The organism is Spartinivicinus marinus (assembly GCF_026309355.1).
GTDB lineage: Bacteria > Pseudomonadota > Gammaproteobacteria > Pseudomonadales > Zooshikellaceae > Spartinivicinus > Spartinivicinus marinus.
The window spans coordinates 3,158,007-3,178,641 of sequence record NZ_JAPJZK010000001.1 but is presented as its reverse complement, the minus strand read 5'-3'; the positions used below and the strand labels follow the sequence as shown (position 1 = coordinate 3,178,641).

The following is a 20,635-nucleotide window of genomic DNA, read 5'->3' as shown; positions in this document are numbered from 1 at the left end:
AAAACTCCCAAAGGGAGCCTTTCTGTTTATATACCTATCTAGATTTCTAACAATAGTAATTTTTTGCGATGCTCTTCTTTAGGCTTTAGTTGAGGTAAATTCTGGATAAGCTTCCATACCACACTCTACCAAGTCTGTGCCGGCAAACTCTTCTTCCTCTGTGATTCTAATACCAACGAGTAACTTAATAACATACCAAAGGATCAAGCTTGTAATAAATACCCAACCAAATATCATGACAATACCCAACAGTTGCGACCACAGGCTTGCTTCATTATTAGTGAGAGGTACCACCAATAACCCCCATATACCACAAATACCATGGACAGAAATAGCACCAACGGGATCATCTATTTTCAATTTCTCTAATAAAATGATGGCAAATACTACCAATCCACCTCCTACACCACCAATAAATGTAGCAGCAAATGCACTGGGTGTAAGTGGTTCAGCAGTAATCGAGACTAATCCAGCCAACGCTCCATTTAATGCCATGGTTAAATCTGCTTTACCAAATAACAGCCTAGCGATTATCAGGGCTACTATCACCCCCCCAGCAGCCGCTGCATTTGTATTAACAAATATTTGCGCCACTGCATTAGCATTTTCAACATCCGCTAATTTGAGTTGTGAGCCACCATTAAAGCCAAACCAGCCTAACCACAAAATAAAAGTACCTAGCGTTGCAAGAGGTAAGTTAGCACCTGGTATCGCATTCACCTGACCTTTAGCTGTATACTTCCCTTTTCTTGGGCCTAATAATAATACCCCAGCCAAAGCAGCAGCCGCTCCACACATATGTACAACACCTGAGCCTGCAAAATCTAAAAATCCTTTTGCATCTAAAAATCCACCACCCCATTTCCAGTATCCTTGTACTGGATAAATAAAACCGGTTAATACAGTAGCAAATAATAGAAATGACCAGAGTTTCATTCGCTCAGCAACAGCACCCGAAACAATAGACATAGCAGTGGCGACAAAGACAACTTGAAAGAAAAAGTCTGAACGAGTTGAATAGTAAGGTGCGTCTTCTCCACCTTTTAGCACACTAGATAACTCATTTTCTGAGCCTAACAAAAAGCCCAAATAAGGAATAATTTCACCTTCACCTTGACCAGGGTACATGATGCTATACCCACATAATAAAAACATGGTGCAAGCAACAGCGAATAAGGCAATGTTTTTAGTCAGGATTTCAACTGTGTTTTTCGCTCTAACCAAGCCCGCTTCTAACATAGCAAAGCCTGCAGCCATCCACATGACTAATGCTCCACACATTAAAAAGTAAAATGTATCTAGTGCGTAAGACAGTTGTAAAATAGTATTAGACGTATCTTGTAACGTTTCCATTATTGTGCCCCCCCACTGGCTCAACTAATTGAAAAACTAACTGATTGATTAAGGTTAAATTGCTTCCGTTCCAGTTTCACCGGTACGAATGCGTATGGCTTGTTCCAGAGGGGTAATAAAAATCTTACCGTCGCCAATTTTTCCTGTATTAGCTGCTTTAGTGATTGCCTCAATAACTGGGTCAACCAGTTCATCAGAAATAGCAATTTCAATTTTTACTTTGGGCAAAAAATCTACAACATACTCAGCTCCTCGATAAAGTTCTGTATGGCCTTTTTGACGCCCAAACCCTTTCACTTCTGTTACAGTAATTCCCTGCACTCCGATTTCAGAGAGTGACTCCCGCACATCATCTAATTTAAAGGGTTTGATAATGGCTGATACTAATTTCATTAGTAGTCTCCTAACTGGTTAGTCTTGCCTTGGGGGCAGTGACAAGTCTACGTTTAGCTATCAGGGTTAAGCAATTTATTTTACTTGCTAGCGATAAGCTTTTTTCAGCCATTCATCCTTGGTTATTGCGCGGCTTATTTCTTTCCACTTGATTAAAATGGTTCCTTTCCCATTAACTATTATCAAGTGAGTCACTGCCAACTGCTGCCTGCCTTAAAGGCAAAACAAGCGCTATCAGGCACTATTTGGTCTTTAGCACTGTTTACTCTCAGCACTCTATATTTACCTGCTAGCGTTGTTTATCCTTCAGCACTATTTATGCCAGGAGCAATTAAGCCCAATTTTTAGCTACCAGATGAGGCTCCCCCTATCACACAAGCACCTTTTTGTTTCAGCATTTAGAAAGGCGCACCAATTTAGTTCAAATTTCATTCAGATATCATCAAGCTGCGATCATGGGAAACACCAGCGTCTCCCTTAATCATAAATTCATTGCTGTGATAGACTACGACGAGTCCTAATTCACTTGCATAACTACCCTATTTGAATACAGCCATGATAAATAAAACTTTCATCCAGTCCCTTAGCGAACAAATTGGCCAAAATATCTCCAATAAAGCACAAAGCCTTTTACAAGGTGACAAGTCTCAAATACAAACTGAGCTTGAAGGCCATGTTAAACTGCTGCTGCAGTCTACTTTTAATAAGCTGGACTTAGTCACTCGCGATGAGTTTGATACCCAAACAGCTGTTTTACATCGCACCCGAGAAAAACTAGAACTGCTCACTAAGCAAGTTGCCTTAATGGAGCAAGCGCTAGCATCTGCTGAATCAGAAGATAAAAAACAAACCAACGAGGATGCTAAAGACAAAACCTTATAAGCTTCATTAAGCAAAATTATGTAGCGCTTTTGGCACCTGAAGAGCAATCAGTAAACTCTCTTTCTTAGTATCTTGAAGTCATATTTGTGAAACTTCTGATTTAGTAATTCACAAACTTTACTGAAATAGTTCGATAGGATATTGAGCAAGTTTTAAACTCCTGTACAGTATTTAACTAAAGTCAGTTAATGTTGATCAGGGATGAAGTATGTCTCTTGCAGTCGTTTATACACGTGCCCAAGTGGGTATTTATTCACCACTTGTTACAGTCGAAACTCATTTAGCTAACGGCCTGCCTGGTTTTTCAATAGTCGGTTTGCCAGAAGCTGCCGTTAAAGAAAGTAAAGATCGGGTAAGAAGTGCACTGCAAAATGCTAACTTCGAGTTCCCTACTAAACGGATAACAGTCAACTTGGCGCCAGCTGACTTACCAAAGGAAGGTGGCCGCTACGATCTAGCGATAGCCATTGGCATTCTGGCTGCTTCTGGCCAAATTGCCACTGAGCAATTAGCAAACTATGAATTTCTTGGTGAGTTGGCTTTATCGGGTGAGTTAAGAAGTATTAAAGGTGCTCTGACTTCAGCAATTGCATGCCAGCAATCCAATCGGCACTTAGTGGTGCCTACTGGCAGTAGCAGCCAGGAAGCCAGCTTAGTTGAAAGCTTAACAGTATTTGAAGCAGACAATATTTTATCTGTTTGTGGCCACTTCAATCAGTCTACACCTCTAAAGCAAGCCACTCACGAAGCCAAATGCAGTAAAATAACCAACACAATGCCTGATCTTTGTGAAGTAAAAGGACAGATGCACGCAAAACGAGCATTGGAAATAGCCGCAGCAGGTGGTCATAATCTGCTGTTTTTTGGTCCACCAGGTTCAGGCAAAACTATGTTAGCCAGCCGCTTACCTTCTATCTTACCGCCACTAACAACCAACCAGGCTCTTGCTACTCAAGCCGTTTATTCCATTGCAGGCAAACCCGTTAACCTAGCTCAATGGGGGCAACGACCTTTTCGAGCACCCCATCATACAGCTTCTGCAGTCGCATTGGTTGGCGGTGGTAGCCATCCAAAGCCAGGGGAAATTTCTCTGGCGCATAATGGTGTACTGTTTTTAGATGAGCTACCTGAGTTCAGTCGTAAAGTATTGGAAGTATTAAGAGAACCATTAGAGTCGGGAGAAATCGTCATTTCCCGGGCATCCCATCAAATTACTTATCCTGCTCAATTTCAGTTAATCGCAGCGATGAATCCATGCCCTTGTGGTTACCTTGGAGATAGCCAACACAATTGCTATTGCACTGCTGAACAAGTGCGGCGTTATCGTAATAAATTATCTGGCCCATTATTAGATCGTATTGACATGCATGTTGAAGTTTCAGCTATGCCACAAACTTTATTAACTCAGCCGTTACCTCAACTTAAAACTGAGCCTTCTATACAAGTAAAAAAACGTGTCGAAAAAGCCCAACAAAAGCAATTAGTAAGACAACAAAAAACCAACCAAGGACTATCCACGATCGAGCTAGAAACCCATTGCCAATTAACCAAATCAACTCGTCAATGGTTAAGCCAAGTCATTCAAAAGTTAAAACTATCAGCTAGAGCCTATCATCGAGTATTAAAGGTTGCTCGAACCATTGCTGACCTTGAAGAGCAAAGTCAGATTAATCAAAAACATTTAATGGAAGCTATTAGCTATCGTAAATTAGATCGAGGGACTTAACCCAAATAGCTAACTAATATACATAAATTGAATTATATAGCGAAAGTCGGTTATTTTTGTAACTGATGTTTATTGTTACTTTCAACACACTACGTACAAATACGTAATCTTGCTTATAAACAGCCCAAAAGCTCACTTAAACAGTGATCCATTAGACTAAATTTAATTTAATCGCAGATTAATTAATAAATACAACAAAACTCTTTCACAAAACAGTTGTCAATCATTTCTAGAAAGTACAAATGCTTGTTATAAAACATATTGTATTTCTTTATAGAGATAGTTAGTTGCTTCGGCATAAACTGAATTTCCACCTCAAAGTGGTATTGATAGTTAGTTTCTATAGCACTCTATAAGATCAAGAAACTAGCAACAGCTTTATTGATTTATCCTTGTTTTCAAGGCTATTCAAAAAAGATATACATGGAGATGAAACAAATGAACTCGACTAAGTTAGAAAGAGTAGCAGGCCCAGGAAATAAAGAGACATTCTTTATCGGCAGTTATCAGGTTTTACCACCCAAACGATTAAAAACCCCTGTAATGATAGCAAGCAAAAATACAAAAAAAGTTGTAGCCGCTATTGCAAAAGGTGAGGAAAGAGAGTTTTTGCTTACAGAAGACGAGCTAAATGGCTTTGCACCACAAGAAGAAATAAAAACACCTTCTTATCTGATTTTGCTTCGGCTGGATAAACCCAAAACCTCAGGTTTTTTCGAATAGTTAATTAATACTTAGCTTTAAATCTATTTTATTATGTAAGCAGACAGTTGGACTATAAATTTAGGTATATAACTAGTTATACTAAAAGCACCATAATTTAAACAGCCACACAACACTCATGTGTAGCTGGTTCAACTAGTATTTATATAAACCTTGGAAATAAGGAGAAAAACTATAGTGTATTTAATTTATTGCTGAGCTATTAAGGCTGATTATTAATTCAAAAAAATCTTTTCATGCAGAATGAGTTAATATGCTCTAACCGCTTGTTCTTCTACCAAGCGCTGGCACAACTCTTCTACGTTTAAAGGCTGGCTTAATAAAAAACCCTGCATTTCATCGCAACCAGCCATTTTTAGCCACTCAGCTTGTGCACAAGTTTCAACACCTTCGGCAACAACAGTTAGGCTAAGGTTATGAGCCAATTCAATAATAGCCCCAACTATTACCTGATCACCGCGGTTAATCAGCATATTTTTAACAAAGCTACGGTCTATTTTTATAGTATTAATAGGTAGGCCTTGAATATGGCTAAAAGAAGAAAAGCCCGTACCAAAATCATCCAATGCAAAGTTAATCCCCAACTGTTGCAACGCTTTCATCTTGGCAGCCACGTCAGCTTGCTCCTGCAACATGGCAGTCTCAGTTAACTCAAACTCTAGCAAATGAGGTCTTACCTGATGTTTTTTAATAATATGAGAAACGGTTGCTAATAGTTTGGCATCTTTAAACTGCTGGAACGACAAGTTAATGGCCACATGTAAATCACCTATCCCCCATTTACCCAACAAGTCTATATCGTGACAAGCCTGGTTAATCACCCAATAACCAATTGGTACTATTAGGTTGGTACGCTCTGCCAACGGGATAAAGTCGGCGGGCATCAATAGTCCTCGCTGTGGATGATGCCACCTTAACAAGCCTTCAACAGATGAAACTCGGTTCGTTTGACTGTCTACACGAGGTTGATATAACAGTTGCAGTTCATTGCGGCGTAATGCTTGTCGTAGCTCAGCCTCCATCAGCAGGCCATCACTTACATCTACTTTTAAGCCTGGCTCATAGATGACATAGTGATTGCCCAGTTGCTTCTTTGCTTTAGAAAGTGCGACATGAGCATGGGTGAGCACTTCATCTATCGTACTCCCTGCCATTGGACAACAGGCTAAGCCTATACTGCAGCCAATTAACACTTGGTGACCAGCAACAAAAAAAGGGTCTGCAAGTGCTTGTAGGGTCTGTTTGGTTTGTAGTATCAACTGAGCCTGATGATTCACATCTGGGATAATCAACCCAAACTCATCGCCATTCACCCGGGCAATATAACTTCCACTATCGCTGTATACTTGCTTCAATCGCTCTGCTACTTGCCATATCAAACTGTCTCCTGCCTGATGTCCTAAGGCTTGATTAACCTTGCTAAAACCATCTAGGTCGATCAACAACACACCCAACAGGGAACTATTGGTTAACAGTGTCAACTCTTCGGCTAGTGTTTCTTGAAACCAGGCCCTATTAGCAATGCCCGTTAACCGGTCATAGCAAGTCAGTCCTTTGATATCTCGCTTACTCTTGGTTTGCTCTAAGTTATAACGAAGCGTTCGCCGAATAAACTCATCATCACTGAGACGCGAATAGGGAATGAAATCTACCGGAGGAATCTTGGCGCTTTGTTTCAACTGATAACAGGTAGCTTCTTCACACAGTAATATAATTGGTGGGTGGCTATCATTCAGCTCAGCAACAACTCGCTCATAGTTTTCGTAACTGATCAGAACCAAATCAGGTTCTAAATAATTAAGTGATCGTGGAAGTTCATCAATTGACTGACAATGACTCCACTGCCAACGGGGCTCATTATATTGCCAACTAGGCAATAGTGAAACCAGATGCCGAAACAGGTCAGGCTGTTCACCTACTAGTAAGATTTTGACTTTACGTCTTCTTAACTGCCTGACCACCCGCCACATACCCCTTCAACTGATAGGTCATCGATAAACCGGCAAGTATTATATGAACATAACGCAAAGTAAATAAAAACCAGCCAAGATCCAAAATAGAAATTAAATTTAACAACTAGATCAATTTTTTCAGTCTTCTTGAAGCATATGTCTTGACGGGACCGCTTCTGGTAAACTGCGCCACTCGGTAAATTTGAGGTAAAACGGTAGTGAGACAATTAAATCCAAGACAAGCGGAGGCAGTACGCTACATTGATTCCCCCTTATTGGTATTAGCAGGGGCAGGCAGTGGTAAGACCAGTGTAATTACAACAAAGATTGCATATCTGGTTGAAACTTGTGGGATTAAAGCTCGCCATATCTATGCAGTTACTTTTACCAATAAAGCTGCTCGTGAAATGAAAGAACGGGTCAGTAAGCTGATTAAAGGCAAAGAATCCAGAGGGCTAACGGTATCAACGTTCCATAACCTGGGTTTAAATATTATTCGTCGAGAACATAAAGCACTTAGCTTAAAACCCGGCTTTTCATTATTTGACGACTTGGACTCCCGTCAGTTAATAACAGAATTGAAAGCCCAATACGAGGTATTAGCAGAAGAAGCAGCTGATTATCTGCAACATCATATATCCAATTGGAAAAATGATATGTTATTACCTAGTGAATGCCTTTCTCATGCCGAAAATCCTAAAGAACAAGCAATTGCCTATTTATACCAAGATTATGACCGAACACTTAAAGCTTATAATGCTGTCGATTTCGATGATTTGATTTTATTGCCTGTACTGCTGTTTCAGAAAAATCCAGAAATTCTGGAAAAATGGCAAAATAAAGTACGCTATTTACTCGTAGATGAGTACCAAGATACCAACTCTAGCCAATATTTATTAGTTAAATTACTCGTCGGTAGTCGCGCTCAGTTTACTGTTGTGGGGGATGACGATCAGTCTATTTATGCCTGGCGAGGGGCGCGTCCAGAAAACCTGATAAAGTTAAAAGATGATTTTCCATCATTACACGTTATAAAACTGGAGCAAAACTATCGCTCTACCGCTCGCATATTAACTGCTGCAAATACCTTAATTGCTAATAACCCTCATGTTTTCGAGAAAAAGCTATGGAGTGAATTAGGCTTAGGTGATGATTTACGAGTCATCCGCTGTAAAAATGAAGAAGCAGAAGCTGAGCGTGTTGCCATTGAAATTATTACCCATAAAATAAAATTTGATACCCATTATAAAGATTATGCCATTCTGTACCGAGGCAACTTTCAGTCCAAATTGTTAGAATTAAAACTACAACACCATCAAATCCCTTATCATATTACCGGCGGCACCTCATTTTTTAGCCGAGCTGAAGTTAAAGACATAATGGCTTATCTGCGGTTAATTATTAATCCGGATGATGATAACGCCTTTTTACGAGTAATTAATGTGCCTAAACGGGAAATTGGTGCTGCCACTTTGGAAAAACTGGGCACATATGCCAATCAACGACATATCAGCTTATATGCTGCTTGCCAGGAATTTGGTTTAAGCCAGTTTTTGAACGAAAAGGCTTTAGATAAACTAAAACGCTTTACACTATGGATTGACCGTATTACTCAAAAATGTCACCAAGAAGATCCTGTGGCAACCATCAAAGAAATGATTTATGACATGGACTACGACAACTGGCTGAGGCAAAACAGCAGTAGCGAAAAAACTGCCAGCCGTCGTCTAGAAAATGTTTGGTTTTTAGTGGAATCATTGGCTAAAACTATCGAAACTGCCGACCCTGATGAGCCGATAACAATTAAAGAAGCTATTGCCAAATTAGTACTTAGAGATATGCTGGAACGTCAAGAGGAAGAAGACGACCAAGACCGAGTGCAATTGTTAACCTTACATGCATCCAAAGGGTTAGAATTTCCCCATGTATTTTTGATTGGTATGGAGGAAGATTTATTACCGCATCGCACCAGTATTGAAGAAGATAATATTGAAGAAGAACGACGCCTGGCCTATGTAGGCATTACTCGCGCCAGAAAGTCATTAACCATGACCTTGGCTGGCAAGCGAAAGCAGTATGGCGAAATAATCGAAACCACTCCCAGTCGATTTTTAGACGAAATTCCTCAAGAAGATTTAACCCGCATAGGCTTTGGTGAAGAAACCACCCAAGAAGAAAAGAAAGTAACAGGCAATGATGCACTCGGAAGCATTAGAGGGTTAATTAATCGGTAATTTTTTTGAATGCAGCTTTTTGCATTAGCTTCTAGCTGCATTCATTATCTATAGTAGCTCTGATGTAGTGGCTCTGGCCTGATAGTACCGTTACCCACTAGTATTGCAACGTTAATTAGCAACTTTTATGGCGTTTACCTTATCTCCATCAAAAATCACTTCTCTTGGTTTTCGACCGCCAACACCTTTATACAGCCATACTTCCTTTTCTGTGTGAAACACTTTTCTAGTACCATTTTCTTGTTTTTCTATTATTTTTTCACTGTAAGTGTGTTTAGATTGAGGTTTACCACAAAGCTTTAATACCTTACTTTTTGAATATCCTTCTAATACAAGCTTACTTCCACAGCGCATTGCGTAACTTTCTATTGAAAATAATATCATCACAATAAAAATTATTTTACTACCAGCAGCACTCATATTATTTCCTTAAACACCACAAATAAAACCACAGTGTTTTCTGTTTACTCCGGCAAATCAATATGCTTTACATTTTTTACAAAAGACCACACAAAAACCTATTTTTTATCCGCCTAATCGATTAATCCATTCATTCATAACTACATGGGTTTTAATTTTAGTAACTCCTTCAATTTCATTGAGTGCTTCATATAACTGCATTATTTTTTGCATATTTTCTGCTCGTACATAAATAATTAAGTCCGTATCACCGCTTACAGCAAAACATTGTTTCACTTCTGGAAAACGTGTAATAACTGGTATTACTGCCTCTTCACACTTCGCTCCGAAGTACTGAATCTCTATAAGCGCTGCCACATGGCCTTTTTCTGACTCACGAAGTAAAACCTGATACCCCTTTATCGTACCATTTTGCTCAAGCTTTTTTATTCGTTCAGACACAGCAGAACGAGACAGATTTACTTGCTCAGCGATAGCGGCAACCGGTTGACGCGCATCTTTGCTAAGGGCTTCGATAATTAATTGGTCAAACTTATCCAAAACATTCATACCTAACAGGCTTTATTTCAGGGTTTGTGCCATATTGTAATACCAGACAGAGCCTCAAACCATCTTCATAGCCACTATATCTCATCGTCACTATACTTCTTCTAGCCCATAGCGGGTGTAATCAGACAAGCAAATGCTCTCCACCATATCGACGGCAATTTACCACCTACACCAGGGCAATCGCATATAAATTTACACGGAGCAAATTAACTTCATTAAATACTCATGATCCCAACCAGCAGAAAGCCTCTTATTTTTTATACCAATTTTATAAGTGTCATCTTGTTTAAGAATATTAAGGGCTATTTGCCTAATCCTAGACATGTTTTCTGCTGAATGACCTATACGAATTCGACTATCATCTTCCCTAAATGCAACATCCAAACTCCAATGTAGGCTGTTCTCAATTTGCCAATGATGTTGAATCATTTCACTGACAGCTTTTGCTGATAAGGGCTGGCTAGAAATATAATAGCGTTGTTCTTTTGATTTTTTGCCTTGCAAGGTACGTTCTGTCTCAACCCTAATGACAGCAGCTAAATCGATCCACTCTGTTGCTATAGGTAGTTTAGCCACTGAGTGATAAACCCAGCAGCGTCGTATCTCATGACGGCCATGCTGTTCTTTTTCTGAAGAATGAAAGTCAATAGCTGGACGTTGATACACTTTGGCTTTTTTAGAATACAGTTGTTCTTGAATAGCAGAATATAAGCGACGCTGGTTATTTTTAACTGCCAACAAGTAATGAGCCCCTTTTTCACGAATTTTTTTAGCAATGGCTTTATGACACCCCATCGCATCTATTGATACAACAGCACCTTTAACCGCTATCGCTTCTAATAGTTCAGGAATGGCGGTAATTTCATTGGATTTTATATCAGTCTTAAGTTGACCTAACACTAACTTATTTTCTATTGACCATGCATTAACCAAGTGAATAGCATTCTTCTTATCAGGTTCAGTAAATGATCGTCTAAGCGTTTTACCATCAATGGCTACCAACTTGCCAGGTAAGCTATCAGTGATTGACTGAACCCATTGGATGAAGCAGCTTTGAAACGATGTAGGGCAAAGGCGTGAGAAAAAACGACCAAAGGTATCATGAGAGGGTATTCCGTTGGGTAGCTCTAGAAAGCTCTTAAACCATGCTTCTTTGGCGTTACCAAATCGCTCAATAGCGACCCAGTCATCTGCCCCGCATAAAGCAGCACAAATCGTAATAGTAATAATATCAATGAGCTTATGACGACGACGGCGTTCCATTCGAGGATCATCTAACTGTTCAAAATGATCTAAAACTGTACTATTTTTTACCAATGTTGCACTCTATATCAGTTGCTTTTTATTCTATTATACTGATTTTGTTGTATTTTTATATGCAATTGCCCTGCCACCTACACCGACGATACGTCGGTAGAACCTAACTATTGGCTAACGAATCAGTCAGTTTGTTATTAGGAAAAAAATTAAACTTTGCAAGTGTTGTAGATAAATTTGTGGGCTTTGTAATGAACCAACTAAATAACACTATCACTCTGCCACAAGGTGTTGGCTTATTAGTGACCACCATGATGGGTACAGGTGTTTTCGTATTACCCCAGCTTACTGTACAAGATTCTGGGTCTGCAGCGATGTTAGCCTGGCTACTTCTGATTATGGCAATGCTGCCTGTTACCTGGATATTTGCTGAACTGGGTAAACGATACCCTCATGCAGGTGGCCCCTCCCACATCGTTAGCCAAGCATTTGGGGAAACTCAGGGCAAAGTGGTTGGCCTCATGTTTTTGCTTTTAGTTCCCGTAGGGGTGCCTGCTGCGATTGAAATTACCATGCAGTTTGTCCAAACCTTAGTACCATTAGCTGCTAGCGAAAAGTTTGTTGTAGAACTGGTATTTATTTTTAGCCTACTGGCTTTAAATTGGAAAGGTGTACAAGCTTCTGGTCGTATACAAGCTGCTCTCACTATTACCATGATAGTGGTTGTACTGGCAGTATCACTCAAACAGTTTTCAGGCCAAACGGAACCAGCCCTGACTAGGATAAACTTCAATCAATGGCCATTAGTCGCATCTGCAGTCGGTTTAGCTTTTTGGAGTTTTATGGGCGTTGAAACCATGAGTCACTTATCAGCAGAATTTAAAAACCCCGAACGAGACTTCGGCCGCGCCTTAATACTTGGAGTAATCATTGTAGGACTTATTTACTTAGTCTGCACCTGGTCAATTTTGCAAGCTGCACCAGGCACCAATACACTCGCAATGGTTGATGTATTTAATCAACAATTTGGTCAAGGTGGCCGCTGGGTTATTGGCATCCTAGGTATATTCAGTGGAGCAGCTACGGTCAATGTTTATCTCGCCAGTAGTGCGCGATTAGCATACAGTCTAGCAAACCAAGGAGCATTACCTAGCTATTTACATCGGTTAAATCAGTATAATGTACCAGGCAATGGGCTGATGACAATTAGCGTCTGTACAACCCTAATACTAGCTATTGCAGAAGTAATTAGAATTCCTTTTGATGATCTTATTCGCTGGACTAATGGAGTATTTGTTCTAATTTATTTATTTACTATGGTTGCTGCCTATAAGTTACTGCCAGGCAAATTCAAACTAATAGCTGCCTTTGGGTCAATTGTTTGTTTATTGCTAGGCATTTCACTGGGTATTAATATGACATATGCGCTGGCATTATGGGCATTACTTATACTGTTTTATGCTATAGCAAGAGTCGCTTTACAGCGCCCCAGACCAACAGCACCTTAGAATATAATTTTTCCTTTTCAAGCTATCTAACAATAATTAGACGACATTATAAAAGAAACTAATATAAGCTTTTTAGATCCTTATGAGCCATGGAAGGCCACTCAAAAAATACCTTTATTCTTGCCAACACATAATAAATTATGACTGATTTTGCTAACCCTAATAACACTGAAGTACTTAATCTCACAAAGTAAAATCATTACATGGTTGGCAAGGGGGTTAATCATGAAAACGGGTATCAGCTCAATTAATCCATTTAGTCGATTAAACTCAAATGATTCCAACAAAGCAAATAAGCAACCAGTTCAAATCATTCCAGCAGGTTCATTTAGTGGTCGACAAGTCTCTTTATTAACCCCACAAGATAATGTGGCGGTTGACCAACCCTCTATTTCAAATTTTAAAAAAAAATTTATAGCTAAAATTAGCAATTCTAGAGGCAACGTAGTTGTAGGTTCTACAGCAGCCCAAACTAGTTATGAAAAGAGCATTCAAGAAATTGCTGATGAACTAAATGAGACTATTAAACAATATGTAGCTAAAGATAATACACTTCATAGTGGATATATGCATTATTATGCAGAAGATCCCCGCTTCTCAAAATACTTAGTTATAAAATCGAACTCAGAAAAGGAAGTGATTGGTTTTTCACATCTACCTAAAAATATAAAAGAGCTTCGCGACCTTTTAAACAACTTATTGGAAGGTCACAGCACAAAAGGTTCATTATATAAATCTATCAATAGCAAACTAACACCTGATCATGCTTTAGGTCGTATATTTAAGGCTGATGGTATTTTTTCACCCCACGTTTCAGTTCGCAAACCACCTTTACCTGAGCCAGTAGCCAAGAGTAAGCTCAATCAAGCTCTCACAGAGCCTACGATAACAAAACCGCCAGTTACCCCTGAACGAGTTAAACAGCAACTAAAAAAGATCAAACAAGAGACTTCACAACAACTAAAAGAAAGAGCTGCACTACATACCGCGGCAAGGCTGACCACAGCAATTATTTCAAAACGAGCGGGAGTATCTACAACGGAGCTGACAACTCATAGAGCGGAACTTAAGTCATTAGATGTAAATTTTTTATACAGCCAAGATCTAACCTATTTACAATCAGTAAAAACAACTCTAAAAGACGATATTAACCATTTAAGTGATATCATCCAGTTAAATCTTAACCAGCTACCTATTAAGGGAGAATATGAGTTAACTTCTCTTGGGAAAAGCGCAAAAGATGCTATCAAAGAGTCACTAAGCCTACTACATAGTCACCGGCCAAGTTTTAAAGAGCGCTTGTTAAAAGTTTTTTTTCCAAAAAAATATACTGAACAACTAATAGCTAAGAACCAATTGCTTGCAGAATTACACGAGTTACAATACCTAAGAAACGAAATAATCACACAACCAGGCTGGGAAGCAATGGATAAAACAGCCTGGTTTCAGGACACCGTCTATCAAGTATTACAAAAAGGATCTGAAACAAAGCTATCCTTAGGGCCTTCAAGTTTCTCTCCCTCTTTTAGCAAAGCACTCTCTAAACAACTTGCGGAGTGGACACCAGAGAGCCGCTCTACATTTTATATAACGGCTAACGATAAAATCAAATAGCGTATTTTATTATCAACAAATCTATACCCAATGCGTAGGATTTTTAGGTGAGGCCATCAAGTGACGAAGCCTCATGAGCCTGTATTAATAGGTGACTGGGGTGAGGAACGATGATAACAAAACCTAAAAATGATTCGCGATGGGTATAATTAAACTAAATCAATTAATTTCACTCTGAACATTATTGTTCTTTTTAGCAAGAAGGACTAATTTGGTTAAGGATAACCAACAAAAACAGGAGCAAGCTGTGAAGCAGTTTATTAGAACTCCCTCTTATGTTACTACCGCTCTACTTGTTGTTGCACTTGTTTGTCCCCTCCATGCTAAAACCTTAAATGTCACCAGCGGCGATTGGCGCCCTTATATATTTGAACATCAAGGCACCATTGGCTTTGAGGGTACCAAAGGGCTCGCAGTGGACGTAGTGGAAGCAATCTTTGATCTCATGAATGTCTCTAGACAGTACACAACTTATCCCTTTACCCGACAACAAGAATTTCTAATAGCAGGCAAGGTGGATGCACTCGTTGGCATTTACCGTGCGGGCTTGAAAGGACCTCAATACCCACAAGAATCACTCATTGATACCCAAATGTGCTTTTACTCTACACCAGATTTGCAATGGACTTTCAGCGATACAAATAGTCTTAGTAAGGTTCGAGTAGCAGTAGTGAATGGTTATACCTATTTCGATGCCGATGCTTATTTATATAACTCAAAGAACAGCAGTAAAGTAACACTCATTTCTGGAGAAGAAACCGAAGTTGTGAAGCGTCGACTCCTTTTATTGGGAGCAAACCGTATAGATACTTTCCCTGAGGATATTCGGGTATTAAACTACCATCTTAAAAAGAACCCCGTAACAGGCAAATTCACTGGGTGCTTTCAGAAAACTGGGTTAGACATCGCTTTTTCACCTTTATTAGATAAAAAATTTGTTGAGCAATTTAATCAGCACCTGACCCAATTCAAACAAACACCTACTTACTCAAAAATAATACAACAGTACTTGAAACAAAACTAACCTGTCCCCCACTAAAATATAAGCAGGGTACAAGCTAAAAAGCTCAGGAACTATGCAATTTTTTTACCGGCCAGTTTTTATCTTTGTCCAAGACCTTGTAACAAAGCGCTGAATCTTTTTTGGCATTTCTGTGAATAAAAACAGCTTTTCATTCACATCATCAGATGGATAAATTCCTGGGTTTGTAGCAACTTGTTCGCTAATAAATGGTTTAGCTGCATCATTGGGGCTGGCATACTTTACATAGTTAGTTACACCTGCAATCACTTTTGGTTCCAGTAAATAATTTAAAAATTGATGAGCATTTTCTACATTTTTAGCATCTTTAGGTATAGCTAACATATCAAATGATAGTGGTGCCCCTTCCTTTGGAATAACATACTTAATTTTGACCCCATTTTTTGCTTCTATTGCTCTTTCTTTAGCCTGAAACACATCACCTGACCACCCAATCGCTACACAAATGTCACCATTAGCTAAATCACTAATATAACGAGCAGAGTGATAATAAGTTACATATTTGCCCACATTGCCTAACTGTTTTTCTGCTACTTTATAATCTTTAACATTACTTGAGCTAGGATCTTTACCGAGATATTTCAATACAATTGGGAATATTTCACTTCCAGAGTCTAAAAAAGCAACACCACATTTTGATAGCTTTTTCATATTTTCAGGTTCAAAAACTATTCCCCAACTATCGATAGACTCTATGCCTAATACCGCTTTCACTTTGTCTGGATTATAACCAATACCAGTAGTGCCTTCTAAATAAGGGATCGAGTATTTGTTGCCAGGATCAACTTTGGCAGCTAATTCCTTCATTATGTGCTTGTTTAAGTACTGGTAGTTGGTTAATTTGGCTTTATCTAGTGGCTGAAAGGCACCTGCTTTAATTTGCACTCTTAAAAAATTATGGGTAGGCACAACAAGATCATAACCTGACTGCCCTGATAATAACTTTGCCTCTAACACTTCATTATTATCAAATACATCATAATTAACCTTCACCCCAGTTTGTTTCTCAAACCCAGGGATTGCTTCAGGATCTATATAATCATTCCAGTTGTAGAAATTAAGCTGGCCAGCCGTTAACTGAGAGGCAAGGATAGCTAAGCTTCCACAGACAATTTTTCTCATAGTATACTCTTCGTGAATGGTATAAATGACCAAATATACCCATCGCGAATCATTTTTAGGTTTTGTTATCGTCGCTCCTCACCTAAAAACCCTTCGCATTGGGTATAGATGGACACAAATCACTAAGTATACCGAAAACTAGCCAAAATCAAATATCAAATAGTGACCACCTACAGGGCAAGCACCACGATCATTTAATAACCACCCCCTCTCAGCTCAGCAATATACTGATCATAAAGCCCAAGGGTTTTAAGTTGATGCAACCCTTTATTAAACTTAATAATAATAATATTGGCATGAGGATTTTTTTTACTCACGATTAGTCGATAAAGTCTTGTTTCAGCAATTGCCTTTGGGTGATGAGTTATTAAGTCAGCTTGATCAGGCTTCAGATACTTTCGCATTTGGTAATAGCCAGCATCTAAACTAATTGGAAACAATTGAACCCGATTGTTAAGTATTAGCTTATAATTTTGCTCATCTTTTTTCACCCTTACCACATCAATTATTTTATTAGCTTCTGCCTCTTGGAACTCAGTGCCATAATTATAGCCAAGAGTGGCGCCTATCTTCATTGAGCCTAAATCAGTAAACTTACTCCAGTTAAACGATAGGTTTTTCAAATGAAAAAAAACTAGCTTATTTTCAAAAATAGGATCACTGTAATATACGTCTGCCATTCGCTTCTCAGTCTGTATCCAGCCCGGCGAAGCATCTAAACTACCATCAACGACAGACTGATATGCTCGTTTCCAGGGTAGCCAGTCATAAACAGCCTTAACTCCCTCCAGCTTAAAAGCTTCTGTCACAATATGAGTAACTACCCCATAGTTTTTCATTTTGCTCGATGTATAAGGCTGCCATTCGCCATTGGCAATTTTTACCTGCTTCAACTCCTCAGCAGTCAAGTGAGTAAGACAACAAACTAACAACGTAATAAGTAAAACGGCTACTTTTGTTAGAGGGAATATCGCTTTCATTTCAACCTCCAAATGCTGCTTAGTCTAACTATAGTCTTTAAAGCCACAACTCATCCGTTAATAACACTGTACCTATATACAATAGCTGCATACATAGTCACCATACATACAACCTATTAACTATGATTTAGAATGGAAGAGGTTTATCGAGCCAATACCTATGCTGAGTGCCGGGCCATTAAAATACAAACTAACCACCTCAGAGCTGGTCATCAAGCTTATACAACCACTGTTATTTGTGTTTTTACTCACTAACAACCATGCCTTTAGTTACTGTACTACAGACAATTTGCAGCTTGGAGGGAGGTTAACCGCGCCTTATCATACAGACAAGGGGGAAGGCCTTATTGATCAACACGTTCAGCTCATCTTTGACGGCCTCAACTGTAAAGTTCAATTACTGACCATTCCATCTGAACGATCACTGCGAAACTCCAACCGTGGCCTACTTGATGGTGACTTCATTCAGTTATCAGACCTAAACTTGACACTTTATAGTAATTTAATTCAGGTAAACCCTAGCTACTTCTCTTTTTTTATGGCCTACGTCAGTCTGCAAAATATTACATATGCCGATAAAGATCTCAGTGGTTACAGAATTGGTGCAATGATTGGAATGCCTCTATCTGATCAATCGTTAAACGATGTTAAAGTTGTTCGAACCAAAAGCTACGATCAATTAATTACTTTACTTCAACGCAAACGCATTGATATTGCCGTATTACCTATTGCTGTAGCTTATTACTATCAAAAGCAAACTTGCCTTACTCAACTGCACATTGAGGTAAAACCAGAGCTTAAAGTCAAACTACATATTTACTTACATAAAAAACACCAAGCCTTAGTTGAACCATTAAGTAAGGAAATTGAAGGGTTTAAACATAGCAGAAAATATCAAAAATTAATGCGGCACTTTTTAAAAAAGGGGCTAAATATATCAGCTCCAAAGTGTGATTGATGAAATATGTATCAGACTAAAGCCATCATACTAAACTCAATAATAGTTTACGCTTACCAAACAAGAAAATAGCTAGTACTACAGGTAAAATCACTACTGTTGTTGTAATAATATCAAGTAACGAGTGGTATTGTTGATATAACATTAATACGCCATAAGCCATCAGCGATGCAACAAAATAGTTTACATACTTCTGCTTATAAATAACCAAATAAACCACTACCGTTAATGCTAATGCTGTATGGGTACTGTAATCCAATTCCAGTGCAGACCATAGTCGCAGCCGGTTATCCAAATACCAAATGATATAGACAGGTATAATACCGACACCCAACACTAATAAATAAGTAAGAGCAAGCTTCAGCCCTTTCTTAGTAGCTACAAGTCCAATCAACAGCAAAGCATAAATAATCAATAGTGGTATATAACAATCAGCAATAAAATCCAATACTTCATATGACAACATTATTAAGCACTCTATATACTATGTATCTATTCTTATTCAGCTAACCACTCAATCGCTTTTTCTCGCTCTTCAGGAGCAAAAGATTGTACTTCAATACTTGGAAAGAGCTTATCACTGATTACAACAGCTTTTTCAATCCATGCCTTATCAGACACAATAGCCTTCTTGCCAAACTTTTTAAAATGAGAAAGTGCAAACTTCAGCTCCTCAATCAAAGCATCAAGTGCTATTCCAGAAAAGTTTTTCATCTCAACAAAGATATTCAATTGACTATGGTGTTTTAACTTGTCATCTATGATTTTGATCAACCTGTCAACATCTATTTTTTCAATTTTACCATCAACCTCAATTGCAATAATTTTATCACTAATTAGCGGAAATATTTCAAGCATTCTTACCTCCTTTATTTTGAAGCTTTATACAGGTTATTTTTCAAACTTTCATTATAGGACTAAAACTATTATGTCTTAACCTACTATTAGCAAGCTAAATAAAATATATGTAAAATTTAGTTAACCAAGTATTAATAATAAAGTGACTTATTAGGTATCATAATGGTTTTAGAAAAGCTATTCCATCCAATTTACCTCTTCTCTGTAGAAGATTTTGACATCAGCCCTATTACATTCTGTAGTAACATAGCAAGCTATTTTTACCAACTGTCGTGGGATAACTACCTTCATCGCCAGAATCAAATTGCATACCTTCAAAAATCTTTAACACAACGTCAAAACACAAGGTTATCTAATGAATTCTGGTACTACTTTTTTCAAGGAAAGATACCCTATAGCGACTTTAAGCCCATATATCAAGACCTATCTCCTATACAACAGAAGGAGTTTGACTCAATCCAGCCCAATCGCAGGCGCGCAGTCTCTGCATACCTATTATCATTTCATAATAACCAGTGGATAAGTGAACAGATAAGCGTACCTGGATATAACCAAAATCAAGCAAAAGTTATCAACCATGACCAGCTTGATTACCGCCTAGCAACTCGGTTTTTTCCAGAATTACCTAGCCACTTTGTCAATGATGACTTGTTTTGCTTATTAGAAGGCATTGCTATTTTTATACGATCAAAACTTGGCTGTTGTCAGCTAAAGATTACCGTACACCACAATCAAACCATTGCAAGACCCGGTTCTTTTGCCTCTAATGCCCCCGAGGGTATTCATCAAGATGGACAAGACCTGATTGTTTCAGCGTTAGTGGTTGAAAGAAAAAATTTAACCGGAGGTAAAAGTATTATTTTTGGTGCAGATAAGACGACTTGTATTGTAGAAAAAACCCTTTACTCTGGTGAAGGCATCCTCCAGCCAGATCTAAATACTGACCTATGGCATACCGTTGAAGCTACTTATAGCGCCGATGGTAATAATGAAGGATATCGTTCAACCATTGGTTTTGATATAGAGATTATAAAATAACTGGCTATTTAATCAGGCTTGTCGCT

The 20,635-nt window shown here is 38.6% G+C and carries 19 protein-coding genes; 9 read left to right on the top strand and 10 right to left on the bottom strand.

Translation table 11 applies throughout. From position 1 onward, the window contains the following. Nucleotides 1-78: 78 nt before the first annotated feature. Both OQE68_RS14340 and glnK read right to left on the bottom strand, forming a co-directional pair. On the bottom strand, nt 79-1,353 hold the full coding sequence (locus OQE68_RS14340) for an ammonium transporter (protein WP_180568458.1): 1,275 nt from the start codon (nt 1,351-1,353) through the stop codon (nt 79-81). A gap of 54 nt (nt 1,354-1,407) precedes the next feature. Next, nucleotides 1,408-1,746, bottom strand: coding sequence for a P-II family nitrogen regulator (glnK, locus tag OQE68_RS14335; protein ID WP_180568459.1), 339 nt, complete (start codon nt 1,744-1,746; stop codon nt 1,408-1,410). 555 nt (nt 1,747-2,301) lie between these two features. Here glnK and OQE68_RS14330 point away from each other — a divergent pair. From OQE68_RS14330 to OQE68_RS14320, 3 genes are all read left to right on the top strand, one after another. Continuing rightward, nucleotides 2,302-2,628 (top strand): accessory factor UbiK family protein, encoded by a 327-nt coding sequence (locus OQE68_RS14330; RefSeq protein WP_180568460.1) that lies wholly within the window; start codon nt 2,302-2,304, stop codon nt 2,626-2,628. Between the two features lie 208 nt (nt 2,629-2,836). Further along, complete coding sequence (locus OQE68_RS14325; protein WP_180568461.1) at nt 2,837-4,354, top strand: YifB family Mg chelatase-like AAA ATPase; 1,518 nt, start codon at nt 2,837-2,839, stop codon at nt 4,352-4,354. A 438-nt stretch (nt 4,355-4,792) separates the two neighbouring features. Further along, nucleotides 4,793-5,077, top strand: coding sequence for a hypothetical protein (locus tag OQE68_RS14320; protein ID WP_180568462.1), 285 nt, complete (start codon nt 4,793-4,795; stop codon nt 5,075-5,077). 248 nt (nt 5,078-5,325) lie between these two features. On the opposite strand, the gene OQE68_RS14315 is transcribed toward OQE68_RS14320, so the two are convergent. Then, nucleotides 5,326-7,047 (bottom strand): putative bifunctional diguanylate cyclase/phosphodiesterase, encoded by a 1,722-nt coding sequence (locus OQE68_RS14315; protein WP_180568463.1) that lies wholly within the window; start codon nt 7,045-7,047, stop codon nt 5,326-5,328. Nucleotides 7,048-7,247: 200 nt separating this feature from the next. Between OQE68_RS14315 and rep the strand changes: the two genes are divergently transcribed. Further along, nucleotides 7,248-9,263 carry a DNA helicase Rep gene (gene rep, locus OQE68_RS14310; protein WP_180568464.1) on the top strand — a complete coding sequence of 672 codons (2,016 nt, stop codon included), beginning with the start codon at nt 7,248-7,250 and terminating at the stop codon, nt 9,261-9,263. Between the two features lie 111 nt (nt 9,264-9,374). Here rep and OQE68_RS14305 read toward each other — a convergent pair whose 3' ends face one another. The 3 genes from OQE68_RS14305 to OQE68_RS14295 form a co-directional block, all read right to left on the bottom strand. Then, nucleotides 9,375-9,683 (bottom strand): DUF2845 domain-containing protein, encoded by a 309-nt coding sequence (locus OQE68_RS14305; protein WP_180568465.1) that lies wholly within the window; start codon nt 9,681-9,683, stop codon nt 9,375-9,377. A 105-nt stretch (nt 9,684-9,788) separates the two neighbouring features. Continuing rightward, nucleotides 9,789-10,223, bottom strand: coding sequence for an Lrp/AsnC family transcriptional regulator (locus OQE68_RS14300; protein ID WP_180568466.1), 435 nt, complete (start codon nt 10,221-10,223; stop codon nt 9,789-9,791). Between the two features lie 201 nt (nt 10,224-10,424). Beyond that, on the bottom strand, nt 10,425-11,549 hold the full coding sequence (locus OQE68_RS14295) for an ISAs1 family transposase (protein ID WP_219340303.1): 1,125 nt from the start codon (nt 11,547-11,549) through the stop codon (nt 10,425-10,427). 191 nt (nt 11,550-11,740) lie between these two features. On the opposite strand from OQE68_RS14295, the gene yjeH reads away from it, so the two are divergent. The 3 genes from yjeH (at nt 11,741) to OQE68_RS14280 (ending at nt 15,635) form a co-directional block, all read left to right on the top strand. Beyond that, nucleotides 11,741-12,997 (top strand): L-methionine/branched-chain amino acid transporter, encoded by a 1,257-nt coding sequence (yjeH, locus tag OQE68_RS14290; protein ID WP_180571225.1) that lies wholly within the window; start codon nt 11,741-11,743, stop codon nt 12,995-12,997. A 225-nt stretch (nt 12,998-13,222) separates the two neighbouring features. After that, nucleotides 13,223-14,611 carry a hypothetical protein gene (locus OQE68_RS14285; RefSeq protein ID WP_180571224.1) on the top strand — a complete coding sequence of 463 codons (1,389 nt, stop codon included), beginning with the start codon at nt 13,223-13,225 and terminating at the stop codon, nt 14,609-14,611. 247 nt (nt 14,612-14,858) lie between these two features. After that, nucleotides 14,859-15,635 (top strand): substrate-binding periplasmic protein, encoded by a 777-nt coding sequence (locus tag OQE68_RS14280; protein ID WP_180571223.1) that lies wholly within the window; start codon nt 14,859-14,861, stop codon nt 15,633-15,635. A gap of 63 nt (nt 15,636-15,698) precedes the next feature. Here the strand turns inward: OQE68_RS14280 and OQE68_RS14275 are convergent, their stop codons facing one another. Both OQE68_RS14275 and OQE68_RS14270 read right to left on the bottom strand, forming a co-directional pair. Next, complete coding sequence (locus OQE68_RS14275) at nt 15,699-16,775, bottom strand: polyamine ABC transporter substrate-binding protein (protein WP_180571222.1); 1,077 nt, start codon at nt 16,773-16,775, stop codon at nt 15,699-15,701. 194 nt (nt 16,776-16,969) lie between these two features. Next, nucleotides 16,970-17,755, bottom strand: coding sequence for a substrate-binding periplasmic protein (locus OQE68_RS14270; protein ID WP_180571221.1), 786 nt, complete (start codon nt 17,753-17,755; stop codon nt 16,970-16,972). 160 nt (nt 17,756-17,915) lie between these two features. On the opposite strand from OQE68_RS14270, the gene OQE68_RS14265 reads away from it, so the two are divergent. Next, complete coding sequence (locus tag OQE68_RS14265) at nt 17,916-18,713, top strand: substrate-binding periplasmic protein (RefSeq protein ID WP_180571220.1); 798 nt, start codon at nt 17,916-17,918, stop codon at nt 18,711-18,713. Nucleotides 18,714-18,738: 25 nt separating this feature from the next. Here OQE68_RS14265 and OQE68_RS14260 read toward each other — a convergent pair whose 3' ends face one another. Both OQE68_RS14260 and OQE68_RS14255 read right to left on the bottom strand, forming a co-directional pair. Next, nucleotides 18,739-19,179, bottom strand: coding sequence for a hypothetical protein (locus tag OQE68_RS14260; protein WP_180571219.1), 441 nt, complete (start codon nt 19,177-19,179; stop codon nt 18,739-18,741). Between the two features lie 32 nt (nt 19,180-19,211). Beyond that, entirely contained in the window at nt 19,212-19,571 is a 360-nt protein-coding gene (locus OQE68_RS14255) for a SpoIIAA family protein (RefSeq protein ID WP_180571218.1), read from the bottom strand. Between the two features lie 162 nt (nt 19,572-19,733). Here OQE68_RS14255 and OQE68_RS14250 point away from each other — a divergent pair, with 162 nt between their 5' ends. Continuing rightward, nucleotides 19,734-20,609 (top strand): 2OG-Fe dioxygenase family protein, encoded by an 876-nt coding sequence (locus tag OQE68_RS14250; RefSeq protein ID WP_180571217.1) that lies wholly within the window; start codon nt 19,734-19,736, stop codon nt 20,607-20,609. The last annotated feature ends 26 nt before the right edge of the window (nt 20,610-20,635 follow it).